This window comes from Bacillus sp. FDAARGOS_1420, from assembly GCF_019344915.1.
Lineage (GTDB): Bacteria > Bacillota > Bacilli > Bacillales > Bacillaceae_G > Bacillus_A > Bacillus_A mycoides.
In genome coordinates, this window is record NZ_JAHWJB010000002.1 from 1,075,194 (window position 1) to 1,091,528 (window position 16,335).

Sequence of the window (16,335 nt, forward strand, 5' to 3'; positions counted from 1 at the left end):
CAAAAAGTTTTAATTTGCTTAGGTTAAGGTATCAATTGGAACTTTTTATTAGAATAAGAATTTTTATGATGATGAATAATGAATATGATAAGAAAGTTTAGGTGAAGAAAATGGGATTATTTAGCTCATTGTTTGGTAAAAAAGAAGAAAATACAAAAGTAGAGGGGAATAAAACAATGTCAAAAGTATTATTTGTAAAAGCAAACGATCGTCCAGCGGAGCAAGCAATTAGTTCAGAAATGTATGAAACATTTGTAAGTGCTTATAAGGAAGCAAATCCGAATACAGAAATTACGGAGTTAGATTTATTCGCATTAGATCTTCCGTATTACGGAAATATCGCTATTTCAGGTGGATATAAACGTAGTCAAGGAATGGAGATAACAGCTGAAGAAGAGAAGGCAGTTGCTACAGTAGATAAATATTTAAATCAATTTTTAGAGGCAGATAAAGTAGTATTTGCATTCCCATTATGGAACTTTACAGTACCAGCACCATTAATTACTTACATTTCATATCTTTCTCAAGCTGGAAAAACGTTTAAATATACAGCGAACGGTCCAGAAGGTTTAGCTGGTGATAAGAAAGTAGTTGTATTAGGTGCTCGCGGTTCAGATTACTCTTCAGAACAAATGGCTCCTATGGAAATGGCTGTTAATTATGTGACAAACGTACTTGGGTTCTGGGGCATTACAAATCCAGAGACAGTTGTAATTGAAGGGCACAATCAATATCCAGATCGCTCACAACAAATTGTTGAAGAAGGTTTAGAAAACGTTAAAAAAGTAGCTGCGAAATTTTAATTAATGATAGTAAATGGAAAAACCAACATGGATGACCGTGTTGGTTTTTTAGTCTATTTTTTTTGTGAAAAAATGTATATTTATAAAATAAATGAAAAGTTTGAAAATAGTATTGCAAAATATTATATATCAAACTATAATGAGTTCAAGAATAGTTGATACTCAAATTGAATATTCAGAAAATTCAATTAGTTAAAATTGGAAATGAGATAAAGAATTTTGAATGGGGGTTATATTATGGCGAATAAAGTACCGTTTTCGTTCATAGTAGTTATCGGGTTAATGTTATTTGCACTATTTTTTGGAGCAGGGAATTTAATATTCCCAGCGATGCTTGGTCAATCGGCAGGAGAGAATGTATGGATTGCTAACGCTGGATTTTTAGTAACAGGAGTAGGTTTACCATTACTAGGTGTATTAGCATTTGGGATTTCAGGTAAAGAAGATTTACAGTCATTAGCAAGCCGAGTGCATCCAGTATTCGGAATTGTATTTACGACAGTTTTATACTTAGCAATCGGTCCATTATTCGCTATTCCGAGAACAGGAAGCGTTTCTTATGAAATTGGTATTAAGCCTTTCGTGCCAGAAGGATTAAGTTCTACAGCGCTAATTCTTTTTACAATTGTATTCTTTAGCATCACTTGTTTTTTTTCGCTAAATCCTGCGAAAATTGTCGATATTGTAGGAGAAATCTTGACGCCAATTAAATTAACGTTTATTGGAATTTTGGTAGTCTTTGCTTTTATTCATCCAATGGGAGAAATGCAAGCACCTGCAGAGGCTTATACATCACATGCGTTCTTTAAAGGGTTCCAAGAAGGATACTTAACAATGGATACGTTAGCATCATTCGTATTTGGTATTATCATTATCAATGCTATTAAAGAAAAGGGCGCAAAAACAAAAAAAGAAATTATGATTGTTTGTGCAAAAGCAACATTGATCGCTGCATCTATTTTAGCAATAATTTATTCAGCACTTTCATTTATGGGGGCTTCAAGTGTTGCAAAACTTGGTCACTTAGATAACGGTGGTGCAGTATTAGCAAAAGTTTCAAGCTATTATTTTGGTTCATATGGCGGAGTTATATTAGGTATAATGGTTATAGCAGCGTGTTTAACAACTAGTGTTGGACTTGTCTCAGCGTGTTCTTCATTTTTCCATAAGCTATTCCCAAGTATTTCATATAAAACGATTGCAATTACGTTATCAGTTTTCAGTGCAGTTGTTGCAAATGTAGGTTTAACACAATTAATCTCAATTTCAGTTCCTGTATTAACAGCGATTTATCCATTAGCAATCGTATTAATTTTCCTAACGTTCCTTCATCCATTGTTCAATGGAAGAGCTGCAGTGTATCAGGGAAGTTTATTAGTAACATTTATTGTAAGTATGTTTGATGGATTAAGTGCTGCTGGTGTGAAATTAGCAGTAGTGAACGATATTCTTACTAAGTTACTTCCAATGCATGCAGTTGGATTAGGCTGGGTATTACCAGCAGTAATTGGTGGATTAATTGGATACGGCATTAGCGTTGTAAAAATGAAAAATGGAGTTCACCCAGCAGCTGGTGCGAATAAGAAAATAAGTTAAACAAAAAAAGTTATAGAATTTGATTCTATAACTTTTTTTGTTACTATTGATAAGAATAGAAAAAATAAAGTAGTAGGGGAAATAAAATGAAAAAAACAATTGACCATATCGGGATCGCAGTTCGTGATATAGATAGTACGATACATTTTTATGAAAAGGTTTTATCAGGAACTTTAATAGATCGATACGTAAGTGAAGCACCTGGTGTTGAAAGCGAAGTAGCTATTCTTGAAGTTGATGGTGATAGAATCGAATTACTTGCGCCAACGAATAATACAACTTCTCCAATAGCACGATTTATAAAGCAAAAAGGGAAAGGTGTCCATCATGTTGCGTATCGTGTAGACGATTTAGATGTAGCTTTAGAAGAATTAAAGGAACAAGGGATTCGAACATTAGAACATACGCTTCGCATCAATAAGCATGGTAGACGATTAATTTACCTTAACCCAGCTGATACGGAAGGGACGATTATTGAATATTGTGATTATCCGGAAGTGAAATAAAGGAAGTGTATTTTTGTGAAAGGTGTTACGTACTAATGTAACGCCTTTTTATTTGTATACTTTTCAATATTTCGACGAAAGTATTTCGGAATGTTGAATATATATTATGAGAAGCTATCCACTATCCTGTAGGAGTGGGCATGATTTTTTTTAATATTTGCGAGCAAATGGAGCCGACTATAGGGTAAGCAATCCTCATTTTGCACAGTAATATATGAAAGAAAAAGGGTGCTTTATAACCAACTATATATTTTATGCAATACATATAATATAAATTGTGAATTTCATGTATTGGAGAGTGGTTATCTGTGGAGATTTCAAATAGTGCTGAAAATTTTAACGTATTATTTGTTACATCTAGTGTTCCTGTCTATTTTCCGGTGCTAGAGGAATCTATATATAATAGTTTGAAAAAGGCAATTCGTAATGTAACGATGGTAACATACGAAAACTTGGTGAAAACGGCTTTAAAGATAAAACCGACACTCATTATTGTATTTCATGGTTTTGAAGAAGGGATAATTAAGGGAATTCAAGATTTAAAACAATACAACTTTAAAACTGCACTCTGGCTTACAGATGACCCTTACTTTACAGATGTGACGAAAAACTTAGTGCTTGATTATGATTATGTGTTTACGCAAGATACAGGATGTATTGATTTTTATAAAGATTTAGGTTGTGATAATGTATATTATTTGCCTTTAGCAGCAGAACCTCCTGTATATACGCCGATACTTAGGGAAGAGGAATACATATTTGATATTAGTTTCATAGGGACTGCTTTTGATAATCGGCTCGCATTTATTGATTCAATTGCAGAGTACTTAGTGACTAAAAGCACTCTAATTATAGGTTGTAATTGGGATAGACTAAAAAGTTATGAGTTATTGAAAGATAAAATTTTGCTTTTACCATTTTTGGTTTACGAAAACAGTATAGGATATTACAAAAAAAGTAAAATCAACATGAATATACATCGCTCGATAGAGGATTTAACATTTAATAGAAATAGAGTAAAAGTAAATGCTTGTTCTATTAATAATCGTACATTCGAAATAGCAAGTACAGGTTCTTTTCAAATGACGGATATTCGTTCAGATTTAGAAAAGTGTTATATTCCAGGGGTACAAATTGAGACATTTACCTCAGCGGTTGATTTTATAGAGAAAGCTGAAAGATATTTATCGAACCCGGCACAAAGAAAGAAAATTGCGATGGAAGGGCTGAAGAGAACGCTAATCGAACATACATATGATAAAAGGGTACAACAGCTGTTAAAAATAATTGAAATGAACCCTAAAAAAGAAAATGAAATTTAAAAATAGGGAAAGAATGTGTTGAAACACAACATATTTAAAGAACAAGGTATTTGAATGGAAGAGCATACACTTCGAATGAATAAGCATGGTAGAAGATTAATTTATCCTAACCTAGCGGATACAGAGGGCACGATCATTAATTATTGTGATTATCCGGAAGAGAAGTAAGGGAAGTGTATTATGGAGAAAGGGTGTTGCGTAATAACGTAATACCTTTTTTATTTATCCCGCTATTTGTTGGCAATAAGATTCCCGCTTCAAAAGTCGGAGAATGCGAGGGAGTTAGGTGGGAGATCGAATGCCCGTAAAAGTCCCACTGATTAAAGTTTCACTTTATGTATTTCACATTTTCTTCACAAATGATTCACGATAACTTTTCTTCTTAGGGAACTTACATAAATATATTTTATGCTATAATAATAATCAACTTTAAAAATATTAGTAATATCTATGAAGGTAGCTACTATTATATTAGAAGTATAGAGGTGAGGAATAAATAGAGAGTGATACTAAATAAATTCTTATACTTAATCAGGTTAATATTTTATCAAGAAATAAAACTTGGGAAGTAAAAAGTAATGAAAGTGTAGTGACGAAAAAGAAAGAAGTGAAATGATTGTGAAAGTAATACGAAGGTTAGGGGCATGGCTATTAATCGCGTGCGTGTTGATCATATTGATACCAAAAAGCGCATCCGCTCATGCGTATGTTGTGAAATCAAATCCTGCTGAAAATGAAACGTTAAAGAAAGCACCATCTGTTGTGAAAATTGAATTCGATGAGGACATACAAGTTTCAAGTTTTAATACATTGTTCGTAAGAGATACCTCAGGTAAAAGAGTAGATTTAAAAGATGCACATATTGATAAGAAAAACAAAAAAATATTAGAAGCTGGGTTAAAAGAGAATCTCAAAAATGGTCTTTACTCTATTCAGTGGAAGGCTATTTCAGCTGATGGACATCCAATTCAAGGAGTTATTCCATTCCGTATTGGATCAGCAGAAGCGGGAACAGATGATATAAAAGTAGAAGAGATGGGCTATGTTCCCCAAATCGATATGATTATGGAACGTGGAATTTTATATACAAGTTTTTCTCTATTTATCGGTGTTCTATTATTTAACCTTATCCTTTATAAAGGAAGTGCAAGTCAAGTTCAGTCGAGGAGTAAGAAAATAATATGGATATCATTATTTGGGATATTTATTAGTTTACTATTCAATCTACCATTGCAGGCGAAAATAAATGCTGATGTTTCGTGGTTAGAAGCATTCAATCCTATATTATTAAAAGAAACATTACAACTATCTGTTTTTCGTTATGTATGGATCACTCAAATGGCTCTTATTAGTATGCTGATGATTGTTACATATTTTGCAGTGAAGCGTGAGAAGCTTTCGTCGTTTAAAGTATGGAGCATTCCAATTGTATTATTTATTGGGTTACTTGTTATGAAAGCCTTCAATAGTCATGCATATGGATTAAAGTTTAAAGAAATTGCTGTCGTTATGGACTTTCTGCATTTATTCGCAGCTTCGTTATGGATGGGGGGGATATCATCGATTGTTCTTCTGTTACGTAAAGAGGATGACAAGTGGACTATGTATTGGGATGCGATTAAGCGTTTTTCGCCATGGGCAACAGGTGCTGTCATTGTGATTTTATTAACGGGTCTTTTTAACAGTACATTTTTTATTCCCACGATCCATTCCCTATTTGATACGAAGTATGGATTGGCCTTATTAGCAAAAATACTTTTATTCGTGTGTATGGGGATATTGGGAATTATTCATTATGTGAAAGGGAGAATGCGAGCGCAGCAAAGGTTAGGAGCTACGGTGAAAGTAGAGTTTATCATTGGAATTATCGTTTTTGTAATCGTAGCGTTTATGACAAATGTACAAACGCCGCCGATGCCTCCTACGGGACCTTTTACAGAGAGTAAACAATTAGATAATGGATATGAACTTACTTTACATGTAAGTCCTAATAAGGTAGGACAGAATACATTTCATATTACTTTGAAGGATGAGAATGGACAGCCTGTTACTGATATGGAACAAATTGTATTGACGACTCAATCTTTAGATATGAATATGGGCAAAGGTTCATTTAAAGTTTCGGCAGTGTCACCGGGAGAATATGAAGCGGAAGGTATGTATATTAACATGACAGGAAACTGGAATATACAAGTTCACGGATTAACAAAATCTCTTGATAGTTTCGATACGGATTATAAATTTATTGTAGGTGGCAGATAAAAAAGACGTTATAAATGAAAAGGAGTTTATAGAAAATGAAACGTATAAAAAAATTAGGAACAACAATGATTGCAACAATAATTGCAATGGGGATTTTTTCGTTACCTGTTAGTGCTCACGTAACTGTGAAACCAGCAACTTCTGACGTTAGCTCTTGGGAGACTTATACAATAAAGGTACCTGTTGAAAAGAATATGGCAACAACAAAAGTCACACTGAAAATACCGTCTGGAGTCGAGTTTCAACAGTACGAGCCAGTGCCAGGGTGGAAAGTGGAAGAACAAAAAGATGCAGCTGGAAAAGTTAAAACTGTAATATGGGAAGCAACAGGAGAAGGGATTTTACCTGGTCAGTTCCAACGATTTACTTTTGTTGCTAAAAATCCAGATAAAGAGCAACAAATAGCTTGGAATGCATATCAACAATATAAAGATGGAGAAATTGTTGAATGGACAGGCGATGAGAAAGCTGAAAAGCCCCATTCACTTACTACGATTGCAAAAGGTACATCATTAACAGGAGAACATGGTGAAGTATCTAGTGTGGAAAAAAATGAAGGTACAAGTAATATGCAAACAATAGCAATTGTCTTATCAGTTTTAGCGATTGTATCTTCCGTAGGTACGTGTGTTTTTGTAGTACGTCGTAAAAAGTAGGGAACATTGAAAGGTCTCATTGAAAGTAATGAGACCTTTGTTAATAAAATTTTGAGATTAAGCAGCTTCGAGGGGATTAGAGCTATAAATACAACATGGTTTATTAAGATAAGGAACTCAATTGACTGTCATTACTTCTTCTGGTAGGTTATCATGCTTAAGCCAGTTTTCAATTAAAGTATTAAATAGTTTGGGATTTTCTAAAGGGATTCCATGACCGATTTTAGGAATGATAATACCTGTGCAAGTAGGATTGCTTTCAAGGATTGCAGTCATCGAGTCTTTCATGATTCTTTTTTCGTTTTCTCCAACAGTCACTAATATATTGCTACTAGCATTCTCGAAACCTTTTGGTATTGTAAACGACATATTTTCTTCTAATATCCTCACAAATGTATTTTTACTTATTTGACAACTTTCATGATAATAGTTATCAAATTGTGTTTCATCTATGTACATTGATTTTGCTTGTATTTTGGAAAACGTCTTACTCTTTATAAGTGGATAGGTTAAGCCAAGGGATCTTATTAATGTTTTAGCGAAAGGAATTGGTTTAACTAATGCGCTATTTATCATAGCATATTGAATTAAGTTTGGTTTCATGCTGAGCATTGCAATTAATACTTGAGCACCTAACGAAAAACCGATTACTATAACAGTTTTGCCTTGTCCTTTTTCTTCAACTAATTCAATGATTTTTTCAGCACTAAAGTGTATTGAAAAATGATCCTTACTACTATTTTCCCCTTGCTCGGGTAAATCAGGAACAAGGCAGTGAAAGTTAGTGAAATGTTTAATTTGTTTGTCCCACATCCATCCACTGACTCCGCCCCCATGAATAAAAACCATAAGTGGAGAGCTTGAATCTCCAAATTCTTTATACTGTAAAACCATATAATTCCCCCTTATGATTAGAATTGTTAGTCCATCCATATGTATTAGAGATAATATTTTCTACTTTATTACCATCATACAATAAAAAAGAAAAAATTTCCTTTTTCTAAGATGTTAAGTGACTGTACTCATAAAATGGTAAAAAAGAAAGAGCCTACAAGTGGTAGACTCTTTCTCATATCTATTTATTTCACTTCAACTTGCTGCCTTACAGCAAGTGTTTTCGGCTTTATATTTACAAAACAAATACTCACGACAATAAATAAAAGTCCGATGAATAAGCTAATTGTAATGGCCTCATGTAAGAAAATAGAGCTTACAATGATAGCGATCAGTGGGATAAGGAACGTATAAGCCCCAACTTTACTTGCCTCACCAGCTCCTACAAGTGTAAAGTAAGCGAGCCATCCCATTGCAATAACAAAGAATGAGATGAATAGTAGTACACTTACAAATGGTATACTCCAAGCGATGCTAGACCAGCTCTCAAATTCTGAACCAAATCCGATTAAGCAAAGTCCGCCAATAATAAGCTGAAGTGTTACCATCCAAATGGCATTAACGCGGTGTCCAGTTTTCTTAATAAATACTGTGCCGAGTGCCCAGCCGATAGCACACCCTAAAGCAAGTAGTACACCGATAATAGAAATATGTCCAGTTAAACTACTAGAGCTAATAACCCCAACACCAATAAATCCAAGAATAAGTCCGAAAATTTTCAAGCCGTACATAGATTCTTCAAGCCAAATCCATGAGAAAATGCCGAGTAAGACAGGTTGGAGAAATACGATTGCGGAGAAGAGTCCGGCGGGCATATACTGAAGTCCGACAGTTTGTAGTCCGTAAAACAAAATAATATTGAGTAAAGATGAAATAAAGTATAAATGCCAAGTTTCCTTTAAATTTAATTGTTTGTATCTCGGTAATGAGAAAGTAAGTAAGATAAATCCTCCTATTAATGTTCTAATCCCTGCAAAGAGTACGGGTGGTGTGTAATGCAGAGCGAATTTTGATAACGGCCAATTAATTCCCCACATAATAACGAGAAATGTAAGGATTATGGCCGTCTTAGTTCGAGAAAGCTGTGTCACTGTAATCCCTCCTTGTTGTATTCCATTTCACTATGATATGATATCGACTATGATAAATAAAATGAATCTTTTTTATAAGGAGTATAAGTGATTAGTTATGACCATTACACAACTTCAAGTTTTAATTAAAACGGTTGAATTAGGGAGTTTTACAAAGGCTGCCGGGATGTTGAATATGACACAGCCAGCTGTAAGTCATGCGATTTCAAGCATTGAGTCAGAGTTAGGAGTTACCATTCTTATACGCGATAAACGAAAAGGGCTAATCGTTACGGATGTTGGAAATAGAATTCTTGTACATATTAGAGAAATCTTAAACGGCGTTGAGAAGATTGAACAAGAAGTAGCGATGGAGAAAGGGCACGAAGTTGGGACGATTCGAATTGGGAGTTTTCCGAGTGCTTCTGCACATTTCTTACCCAAAATGATAAATCTTTTTAAGGAGAAGTATCCGAACTTAGAAGTCGTTCTTTGTGAAGGCACGATTAAAGAAGTTGAAGATTGGTTAGTATCGAGGGTTGTTGATATAGGAATTGTTATCTTGCCTAATAAAGATATGGAGATCGTGCCCTTAACGAAGGGGAAAATGGTTGTTGTCTTAAGAGAGGATCATCCTCTTTGTAAGAACGATTCTATTACAATAGGTGATTTAGAGAATGAACCGATCATATTATGTAAGGGTGGGTACGAACCACCCATTATCGATATGTTTAAACAAGCGAACGTACCACTTCGGGCTGAATATATAATTTCCACAGTTACAACAGCTTTAAATATGATTCAAGAAGGATTAGGAATCGCAATTTTGGCTGAGTTATCTTTAACGAGTTTACCAAAGAATATACAAACGAGAGAATTGGAACCACAAGTATGGAGAGAAATTGCTTTAGCTGTTCCTTCATTAAAGGATTCTTCAATCGCTGTGCAGCTATTTATTGAAGAATTTCAAGACTTGTTTGCAGAATAAGAAGAGGTGTCTCATATATTGTAATGGGGCACTTTTTTATTTGCTTTAAAAAATTTGTAAAAAGGATTGACTTATACTCTAGTTGTAACTATAATGATTACATCGAGGTGGTAATCACAATGAAAATTAGTAGCCGCTTTTCTATAGCTGTTCATATTTTATCTATCTTGAAAAACAATCCATCTTCAGTTTGTACTTCGGACTATATGGCCGAAAGTGTAAATACAAATCCGGTAGTAATTCGAAAAATAACGTCTTACTTGAAACAAGCTGAGTTTGTATACGTCAAACGCGGTCCGGGTGGCGCGGGATTATTAAAGGATTTACATGAAATCACATTATTAGATGTGTATCATGCAGTGAATGTAGTGGAAGAAGACAAACTATTTCACATTCATGAAAAACCGAATCCAGACTGTCCAATTGGGGCGAATATTCAAGCTGTTTTAGAGGTTATTTTAGTTCAGGCGCAATCTGCGATGGAAGAAGTGTTGAGAAATATTACGATGGGGCAGTTATTTGAATCTTTACAACAAAAAATGAATGCATAATATGATAATTGCAAGTCTCTAAAAGGGAATGCATATTTTTTTCTTAAAATTGTAACCGTTTCGGTTACATCTAAAAATAAAAAGAAGGTAAGGTGCAAATAATATGACTGTGAAAATGAAAGTATACTCAGATTTTATATGCCCGTTTTGCTTTTTAGCAAAAGGTCCATTAGATGAAGTAGCGAAAGAGAAAGATGTAGAAATCGAATGGATGCCATTTGAATTGCGTCCAAGCCCATATTCTAAAATAGATCCTTGGAACGAGCCAGATAAGTTAGGTTCATGGGATTCTTTCATTCTTCCTACTGCAAAAAAATTAGGGGTTGAAATGCGTCTGCCACGTGTTTCTCCGCATCCATATACACATTTAGCTTTTGAAGGGTGCCAATTTGCGAAAGAGCGTGGACTTGGAAATGAGTATCATCACCGAGTATTTACTGCGTTTTTCCAAGAAGAGCAAAACATTGAAGATATTGATGTATTAACGAAATTAGCGGTAGAAGTAGGGCTTCCTGAAGCAGAATTTAAAGATGCTTTAGTAACTCGTAAATATAAAGAAAAACATCAAGAAGCGATTCAACATGCATATGATGAAGCGAATATTATGGCGGTACCAACTGTAATGATTGGAGATGAAGTCATTCAAGGACTTGCTAGTAAAGAAACGCTAGAAAGAGTAATTGATAAAGAAATCGAAAAGGATAAAACAAATTCATTTGAAGGTATGCAATGTAAGGCGGATGGATATTGCTAATTCGTCTTGCATGAAAGACTCAAATTGATTTGTTTAAATAAAAATAATAAAACATATATTTGGAGGAATTAAAATGTCAGCAACTACAACAAACTTAAAAGAAGCAATCGTGAACCGTCGTTCAATTCGTAAAGTAACAAAAAACGCTACAATTACAAAGGAAAGAATTGAAGAAGTATTAAAAACAGCTTTACATGCACCAACTTCTTTCAATATGCAAAGTGGCCGTATGGTTGTATTAATGGATGGAGAGCATGAAAAGTTTTGGGATATCGTAAAAGAAACGCTTAGATCACGCGCACCAGCAGAAAACTTTGAAGCGACTGTAGAAAGACTAAAAGGTTTCCATGCAGGTGTAGGTACCGTTTTATTCTTTGAAGATCAAGCAACTGTAGAAAAAATGCAAGAAAATGCACCGTTATATAAAGATCAATTCCCATTCTGGTCTCATCAAGGTAATGCAATGTTACAACATACTGTATGGATGTTATTATCAGCTGAAGGAATTGGCGCATCATTACAACATTACAATCCAATCGTAGATGCTGAAGTGAAAGAAACATGGAATATTCCAGCGGAGTGGAGTTTAGTAGGACAAATGCCATTTGGTGAGCCAAATGAACAACCAGGGGAAAGAACATTCTTACCTACTGAAGATGTAGTGAAATTTTATTAAGAAATTTAATATATACAGAGTTAAATAAATGAAAGGAGAGTACATATATAGCTATATATGTACTCTCCTTTCGTATGTAATGTTTAAATGCGATTGTGGAAAAGGTTACTGCAAGAATAATTTCTTTCATATGAATCGAAGTTTTCCCTACAATTAAAAATCTATCATGTTTTTGAAATGACAGTAAACATCCCCGTCATGTTTGGTGAGTAATTTTTAAAATCAAATTTTTCATAGAACGATTCTTTACCTTGTGATGCAAATAAACCGACAAACGCCTTATCAGGGGCATTCTCATTTAAGTATGCAACCAAAAGATGCATTATTTCTTTCCCAATACCATGTTTCTGATAATCCGGATGAACCACTATATCTTGAATATAGAAATAGATAGATCCATCACCAACAATTCTCCCCATGCCCACAATTTTTTCATTATCTTTGACCGTGATGCAGTGAATAGAATGCTTCAGTGAAGTATCCGTTACTTCAAAATTCATATAATTAGTCCATCCAACAGAATCACACAAATATTTGTACTCTTCCAATGTTGGAATGTTATGTTTAAACTCATATGTTTTCAAAATGCATCCTCCATGTCCTTAAATTCAATAAGTATATAAATTCGAGATATTTTTATCTATTCCTCTTACGCAACAGAACTCCTTTTAGTTATTGAATACTATATCATCTGTCTCGTCTATTTAATTTAGTCCAGCTTCCCTATTCGTATTGGTGTTAATTTATGTGCATTTAGGGAAGAAATATAAGAAATAATCTGGTGAGAAAGGAAGTGGGAACATGAATGATGAGAAAAAATATACAGTTGTCGGTACTGATGTTGATGAAGTGAAACGTTTAAATAAAAATTCAGGGTTAACATATAATCAGGTGAAGGAATTGTTAGCAAAGCAAATGCAAAAAAAAAGTAATTAGATTGAAATCTTTCATTTTTTCATTTAGCATTTTGATTGGAGAGAGTTAAGTAAAAGGTAACTCTCTTTTTTATATAAATGAGCAACTTTTAGAGTGGAGGAAGCAACATGAAAAAATGGGTAAAGATAACGTTGTCTATCGCTGGAGGTATTGTTCTATTGGTGTGTGCCGGAGGATATTACGTGTATAAAAATTATTTTCCAAAGGAACCTGAGCGTAATGTATATGATAAAGACAGAGTGTTAAAACCGATACATAATCAGCTTAAAGGGAGCGACATAGATAATATAAAGATAAAAGAAAAAGAAGTTGTAAATGCGACTGTGGATGAGCTTCAAAAAATGGTTGATGATGGGAAATTATCATATGAAGAATTAACGAGTATTTATCTTTTTAGAATACAAGAACATGATCAAAATGGAATATCATTAAATGCTGTTACAGAGATTAATCCTAATGCAATGGAGGAAGCACGACAGTTAGATAAAGAGAGATTTTTAAATAAGAAATCGAACTTATACGGCATTCCTGTCATCGTAAAAGATAATGTACAAACAGCGAATGTTATGCCGACAAGTGCTGGAACTTATGTATTAAAGGATTGGATTGCAGATGAAGATGCGATGATTGTGAAGAAGTTGAAAGAAGAAGGGGCGTTTGTTTTAGGAAAAGCAAATATGTCTGAGTGGGCGAATTATTTATCTTTTACAATGCCAAGTGGATATAGTGGGAAGAAAGGACAAAATTTAAATCCATATGGCCCGATTACATTTGATACATCAGGATCGAGTTCAGGATCTGCTACAGTGGTTGCAGCTGATTTTGCACCGCTTGCAATCGGGACGGAAACGACGGGATCCATAGTAGCACCGGCAACGCAACAATCAGTAGTTGGGTTACGTCCGTCTTTAGGTATGGTTAGCAGAACAGGAATTATCCCGTTAGCTGAAACACTTGATACAGCAGGGCCAATGGCAAGAACGGTCAAAGATGCAGCAACGCTATTTAATTCAATGGTAGGTTATGATGGAAAAGATGCTATGATAGAAAAAATGAAAGATAGAGATAGAATGGATTATACGAAGGAGTTATCGATAGATGGATTAAAAGGGAAAAAGATAGGGATTCTTTTTTCTATAGAACAACAAGATGAAATTAGAAAAGCAGTAGCGAAAAAGATTAGAAAGGACCTTGAAGATGCAGGTGCAATATTGACTGATGATGTTCAGTTAAACAGCGAGGGTGTAGATAATCTGCAAACATTAGAATATGAGTTCAAGCATAATGTTAACGATTATCTTTCACGGCAAAAAAATGTGCCAGTAAAATCGTTAGAAGAGATTATAGCGTTTAATAAAAAGGATAGTAAACGACGAATAAAGTATGGACAAACATTAATTGAGGGTTCTGAGAAATCTGCTATAACGAAAGGTGAGTTTGAAAAAATAGTTCAAACGAGTCAAGAAAATGCAAGAAAAGAGCTAGATAGGTATTTAGTAGAAAAAGGTTTGGATGCTCTTGTGATGATTAATAACGATGAAGTTCTTCTATCAGCTGTGGCTGGTTATCCAGAATTAGCAGTGCCGGCAGGATATGATTCTGATGGTCAGCCGGTAGGTGTAGTGTTTGTTGGGAAACAGTTTGGTGAAAAAGAACTTTTTAATATTGGATATGCGTATGAACAGCAATCTAAAAATAGACGATCTCCTAAAATATAGAGTTGATAAAGTAGTTTTTAGAAAAGTATTAGATAAAAAAATCCGACAATAAAAAAGAAAAAAAGGATTCTTTCCAATTAGTAAGAAAGATTGTCTATAGAAGTTCATAAAATGTAATATATCCAATTTCCATCCATTGAAGGGGGAGGTTAATTCTTAATGAATGAAGTGAAAAATTTCTTTCGAAGCAGAGGGTTTCAACGGTTTCTCGTTTTAATAATATTAGTGCTTGTATTGTATGGATTAAAAAGTATGATTAATTTAATATTAATTACGTTTATTCTCACGTTTTTGATGGATCGATTTCAAAAGTTTATTTCAAAAAAATTGAAAGTAAATAGGAAAGTGGTTATTGCTGGTTTATATATTGTGTTAGTGACGTTTATTGTAACTACACTATATAAATATTTGCCTGTACTAACGATACAAATTTCACAATTAATTTATCAATTTAAATTGTTTTTTCAAAACCCACCTGATAACGAGATAATTAAATATGCACTTTCGACAATTAATGGAATGGAAGTATCGAAATATATCGAACAAGGTGTAGATGTCATTTATCAATCGATAGCAAACATAGGAAAAGTCAGTTTACAAATACTACTTTCTCTTATTTTAAGCTTATTTTTCTTATTAGAAAAAGAACGCATTATAGCATTTACTTCGAAATTTAAAGATAGTAAGCTGAAAATTTTTTATGAGGAGATTGCATATTTCGGTGAAAGGTTTGCAAGATCGTTCGGAAAAGTGATTGAAGCACAGTTTTTAATTGCGGTTGTAAATTGTGTGCTCACTGTAATTGCACTTGTCATTTTAGGATTTCCACAGCTTCTTGTATTGGCTGTCATGGTCTTTCTACTCGGTTTGATTCCAGTTGCTGGTGTTATCATTTCCTTGTTTCCACTTTGTATCATTGCCTATAACGTCGGCGGGGTTGTGTATGTTGTTTACATACTAGTGTTCATTACAGTAATCCACGCTCTTGAAAGTTATTTATTAAATCCAAAATTTATGTCTGCAAAAACGAATTTACCTGTTTTTTATACATTTATGATTCTTATCTTTTCAGAGCATTTCCTCGGAATATGGGGGCTTATTATTGGGATTCCAATCTTTATCTTTTTATTAGATGTACTTGATGTAAATAATGATGAACCGATTAAAGATAATAAGTGATAGAAAATGACCGATGTTTTCTCTTGATGAAAACATCGGTCATTTATTATTTTTTCTTTGGAGGAGGTAGTTTAATGAAGGTATTTGCAATTAAAGCTATAATAACAGCAGCAAAAATAAAGACTGCAATTACACTAACTCCCATACCTGCCCATCCTCCTACAAGGAAGATACTTATCGGTATTGCTAACAAGCTTAAAATAATTAGAATCAATCCGAGATTCTTATCATATTTTTTAGTTGGAAATAGCGTTCTGATGATTAAGAAGAGGAAAAGTATTAAGGATGCTACAGCTAGCAAGAGGATTGCAATCGTCAAAGAATCATTCATGAAATCACCCCTTTTTATAGATAATATTACCGTTTAAATTGAGGGGGAACTATAAAAGTATAAAAAAGCAATCCAATATAAATCGGATTGCTT

17 protein-coding genes and 1 pseudogene are annotated in these 16,335 nt (G+C 34.0%); 14 read left to right on the top strand and 4 right to left on the bottom strand.

Going from position 1 to position 16,335, the window contains the following annotated elements:
* Positions 1–110 precede the first annotated feature (110 nt).
* The 7 genes and pseudogenes from I6L50_RS15840 to I6L50_RS15870 all read left to right on the top strand — a co-directional run bounded on the left by I6L50_RS15840 (position 111) and on the right by I6L50_RS15870 (position 7,145).
* Positions 111–803, top strand: a complete 693-nt coding sequence (locus I6L50_RS15840) for an FMN-dependent NADH-azoreductase (protein WP_219302010.1) — start codon at positions 111–113, stop codon at positions 801–803.
* 237 nt (positions 804–1,040) lie between these two features.
* Positions 1,041–2,399 carry a branched-chain amino acid transport system II carrier protein gene (gene brnQ / locus I6L50_RS15845; protein ID WP_219302011.1) on the top strand — a complete coding sequence of 453 codons (1,359 nt, stop codon included), beginning with the start codon at positions 1,041–1,043 and terminating at the stop codon, positions 2,397–2,399.
* A gap of 86 nt (positions 2,400–2,485) precedes the next feature.
* On the top strand, positions 2,486–2,905 hold the full coding sequence (locus I6L50_RS15850) for a VOC family protein (protein ID WP_002086225.1): 420 nt from the start codon (positions 2,486–2,488) through the stop codon (positions 2,903–2,905).
* A gap of 308 nt (positions 2,906–3,213) precedes the next feature.
* Complete coding sequence (locus tag I6L50_RS15855) at positions 3,214–4,227, top strand: CgeB family protein (RefSeq protein WP_219302012.1); 1,014 nt, start codon at positions 3,214–3,216, stop codon at positions 4,225–4,227.
* Positions 4,228–4,287: 60 nt separating this feature from the next.
* Positions 4,288–4,395: pseudogene (locus I6L50_RS15860) on the top strand (glyoxalase); the annotation flags it as partial.
* 444 nt (positions 4,396–4,839) lie between these two features.
* Positions 4,840–6,489: a copper resistance CopC/CopD family protein gene (locus I6L50_RS15865; RefSeq protein WP_219302014.1), complete on the top strand. Its 1,650-nt coding sequence runs from the start codon at positions 4,840–4,842 to the stop codon at positions 6,487–6,489.
* A gap of 35 nt (positions 6,490–6,524) precedes the next feature.
* A complete protein-coding gene (locus tag I6L50_RS15870) occupies positions 6,525–7,145 on the top strand; it encodes a YcnI family copper-binding membrane protein (protein ID WP_002126863.1) in 621 nt (206 codons plus the stop codon).
* A gap of 117 nt (positions 7,146–7,262) precedes the next feature.
* Here the strand turns inward: I6L50_RS15870 and I6L50_RS15875 are convergent, their stop codons facing one another.
* Positions 7,263–8,039 (bottom strand): alpha/beta fold hydrolase, encoded by a 777-nt coding sequence (locus I6L50_RS15875; RefSeq protein ID WP_219302015.1) that lies wholly within the window; start codon positions 8,037–8,039, stop codon positions 7,263–7,265.
* Positions 8,040–8,224: 185 nt separating this feature from the next.
* Complete coding sequence (locus I6L50_RS15880) at positions 8,225–9,130, bottom strand: DMT family transporter (protein ID WP_219302016.1); 906 nt, start codon at positions 9,128–9,130, stop codon at positions 8,225–8,227.
* Between the two features lie 97 nt (positions 9,131–9,227).
* Here I6L50_RS15880 and I6L50_RS15885 point away from each other — a divergent pair, with 97 nt between their 5' ends.
* The 4 genes from I6L50_RS15885 (at position 9,228) to I6L50_RS15900 (ending at position 12,078) form a co-directional block, all read left to right on the top strand.
* The gene (locus I6L50_RS15885; RefSeq protein ID WP_002012297.1) at positions 9,228–10,097 is read left to right on the top strand and encodes a LysR family transcriptional regulator; all 870 of its coding nucleotides are present in this window, start codon (positions 9,228–9,230) and stop codon (positions 10,095–10,097) included.
* Between the two features lie 119 nt (positions 10,098–10,216).
* On the top strand, positions 10,217–10,648 hold the full coding sequence (locus I6L50_RS15890) for an Rrf2 family transcriptional regulator (RefSeq protein WP_002012300.1): 432 nt from the start codon (positions 10,217–10,219) through the stop codon (positions 10,646–10,648).
* A 103-nt stretch (positions 10,649–10,751) separates the two neighbouring features.
* Complete coding sequence (locus tag I6L50_RS15895) at positions 10,752–11,402, top strand: DsbA family oxidoreductase (protein WP_002012302.1); 651 nt, start codon at positions 10,752–10,754, stop codon at positions 11,400–11,402.
* 73 nt (positions 11,403–11,475) lie between these two features.
* A complete protein-coding gene (locus tag I6L50_RS15900; protein ID WP_219302017.1) occupies positions 11,476–12,078 on the top strand; it encodes a nitroreductase family protein in 603 nt (200 codons plus the stop codon).
* A gap of 164 nt (positions 12,079–12,242) precedes the next feature.
* Here the strand turns inward: I6L50_RS15900 and I6L50_RS15905 are convergent, their stop codons facing one another.
* Positions 12,243–12,662: a GNAT family N-acetyltransferase gene (locus tag I6L50_RS15905; protein WP_219302018.1), complete on the bottom strand. Its 420-nt coding sequence runs from the start codon at positions 12,660–12,662 to the stop codon at positions 12,243–12,245.
* Positions 12,663–12,879: 217 nt separating this feature from the next.
* Here I6L50_RS15905 and I6L50_RS34870 point away from each other — a divergent pair, with 217 nt between their 5' ends.
* The 3 genes from I6L50_RS34870 to I6L50_RS15915 all read left to right on the top strand — a co-directional run bounded on the left by I6L50_RS34870 (position 12,880) and on the right by I6L50_RS15915 (position 15,911).
* Entirely contained in the window at positions 12,880–13,014 is a 135-nt protein-coding gene (locus I6L50_RS34870; RefSeq protein WP_002012306.1) for a hypothetical protein, read from the top strand.
* A 107-nt stretch (positions 13,015–13,121) separates the two neighbouring features.
* Positions 13,122–14,732: an amidase family protein gene (locus tag I6L50_RS15910; RefSeq protein ID WP_219302019.1), complete on the top strand. Its 1,611-nt coding sequence runs from the start codon at positions 13,122–13,124 to the stop codon at positions 14,730–14,732.
* 159 nt (positions 14,733–14,891) lie between these two features.
* Complete coding sequence (locus I6L50_RS15915; protein WP_002031308.1) at positions 14,892–15,911, top strand: AI-2E family transporter; 1,020 nt, start codon at positions 14,892–14,894, stop codon at positions 15,909–15,911.
* A 46-nt stretch (positions 15,912–15,957) separates the two neighbouring features.
* Here the strand turns inward: I6L50_RS15915 and I6L50_RS15920 are convergent, their stop codons facing one another.
* Positions 15,958–16,242, bottom strand: coding sequence for a YesK family protein (locus I6L50_RS15920; RefSeq protein ID WP_002086206.1), 285 nt, complete (start codon positions 16,240–16,242; stop codon positions 15,958–15,960).
* Positions 16,243–16,335: the final 93 nt, after the last annotated feature.